At 58.4% G+C, this 1855-nt stretch carries 4 protein-coding genes; all 4 read left to right on the forward strand.

The window, feature by feature from the left end:
- Positions 1–264: transposase (locus J1C48_RS18630; RefSeq protein WP_207259500.1), on the forward strand; the 264-nt coding region annotated here is incomplete at its 5' end.
- Between the two features lie 129 nt (positions 265–393).
- Positions 394–690, forward strand: coding sequence for a DNA/RNA non-specific endonuclease (locus tag J1C48_RS19320; protein WP_207259501.1), 297 nt, complete (start codon positions 394–396; stop codon positions 688–690).
- 150 nt (positions 691–840) lie between these two features.
- Complete coding sequence (locus tag J1C48_RS18640; protein WP_207259502.1) at positions 841–1242, forward strand: hypothetical protein; 402 nt, start codon at positions 841–843, stop codon at positions 1240–1242.
- A 17-nt stretch (positions 1243–1259) separates the two neighbouring features.
- Positions 1260–1679, forward strand: a complete 420-nt coding sequence (locus J1C48_RS18645; RefSeq protein WP_207259503.1) for a hypothetical protein — start codon at positions 1260–1262, stop codon at positions 1677–1679.
- Positions 1680–1855 lie beyond the last annotated feature (176 nt).

The following is a 1855-nucleotide window of genomic DNA, read 5'->3' on the forward strand; positions in this document are numbered from 1 at the left end:
ATCATGGACAATCTCAATGTCCACAAGAGCCCCCGGGCGGCCAAGGCGCTCGCCGAACGGGGCGCCTGGCGCCTGCTCTTGCCGAAATACTCGCCGGACCTGAACCCGATCGAAATGGCTTTCGCCAAGCTCAAAACCCTTCTGCGCAAAGCCAAAGCCCGGACCACCGACGACCTCTGGCGAGCCCTCGGCGATATCTGCGACCTCTTCGAGCCCGACGAATGCTGGAATTATTTCAAGACCGCAGGCTATGTCGCTGATTAATCGCCCGACGCTCTAACTGGACATCTCCGAAAATGGCTGTTGGAGTGCTCGAATAGGCGCCAGCGAGCGGGGGGGTAAGGCCGGAGCCCTTCCTCTTACCGCAGCCGGCGCACCGCGCCATACAGCATCGTGCTTTGCGGCAAGGCTGGGGTTGTAGGCGACGCTGTTCCGTCGAACGGCGCCGGCCATTGCACGGCCTTTGGTGCCGGCGGCCGAAAAGACAATGCGACCGCCGTTGGTAAACTCGGAAACGACGGCGATCATGGAGGCCACCTCGTCGGTCATCGTTTCATGGTGGATACACCAGATGCGGGCATTGCGCCGCAGGCGAGCAACCTGAATACATGTGCTTGGAAGACGATGGAGAATGAGTGGGCTGACTGGCTGAGAAAGGGGTATCGGGTCGACTACGACATATCTGTCTAACCGCCAGGCTCAGTTCGCCCAGAATCATTTGACGTGTCTTATAAGGTCGTCGATCCTGAAACCGGTGTTGAAAAATACGCGAATAAGAAAGAATTTAAAAACGAATCTGGCCAAACTTTCGTGAGAGTTCCGTTCAAAGATATGAAGTAAATGTCAAATGAAACTGAATATACGGCGGGCGTCGTTCGCGAAATAATCGCCAGTGGAGAGCTGGACGGTTTCAACTGGAGCGAATTTTCGCTCGTCGTTGGTTATGACAAAGACGGCGACGTTGATCAGACCTATGGATATGCATACGCGTCCGACGGGGCTTGGAGGGCATTTGCGGTTACCCCTAGGCTGGTCCGACCTTCGCTAAACCGCTATCGCGAACGGCTTCGACAAGAGGGCGACACAGGCATTATCAAGCTATTATTCCAGTTTAATCGGGATACTGGTCGTTTCAACTCTGATTTCGAGTATGAAAACGCGGCTCGCTGGCAGGTAACGCCGGCAAACATTGACACAATCGTCCAGGATCTTCAGCCCAATCTTGGATCTTCAGCACCGTGACGAGAGGTGGTGAAAGCATGCCGTCGGCAAGATCCGAGCCCATCTCGCTCGCGGCCCGGCGCGCGCATTTGAATGCGATTGTCGAAGCCGTGCTGGGATGCGACGAGTTGGACGATCCGCGCTGGCACGAGCTGTCGATGATCTTTTCCACAACTCGCGGCGGGCGAAACTTCGGCAACAGCGGCTATGCCTATGGTGACATGTCTGCGTGGTGGGCGGTCGCTCTCCCGGTTCTGACCGTCAAGCCGGCCGTCCTTGCTTATCTGGACGCTGTCCTTGGTTCGGTTCCAGAGACGCTTTGCCGCGTCCTGCTGAAGTACAACCGCGTCAACGGCCGGGTCCGGATCGAGGTCGAGCGCCACAATCCGCAACGCTGGGACATCACGCCGGGCAACGCCCGCAGCATGCAGGCCTCTCTGCGGCCCGGATTTTGGTGAGACCAGCTGACTGAGCCGTGGCTGTGCGTCATGCTGGCCCTGACGAGGCCGTCCCCGGCAAGCGGGCGGGCCGGGACTGGAATTTCGAGACGCCGCAGATGGTGCCGGGGGCGGAGACGCCGGGGATGGTGGCGCTGCCGGAAAACGCTTACCGGGAGCTCTACGAATATCCGGCG

The organism is Jiella flava (assembly GCF_017349315.1).
Classification (GTDB): Bacteria; Pseudomonadota; Alphaproteobacteria; order Rhizobiales; family Rhizobiaceae; genus Jiella; species Jiella flava.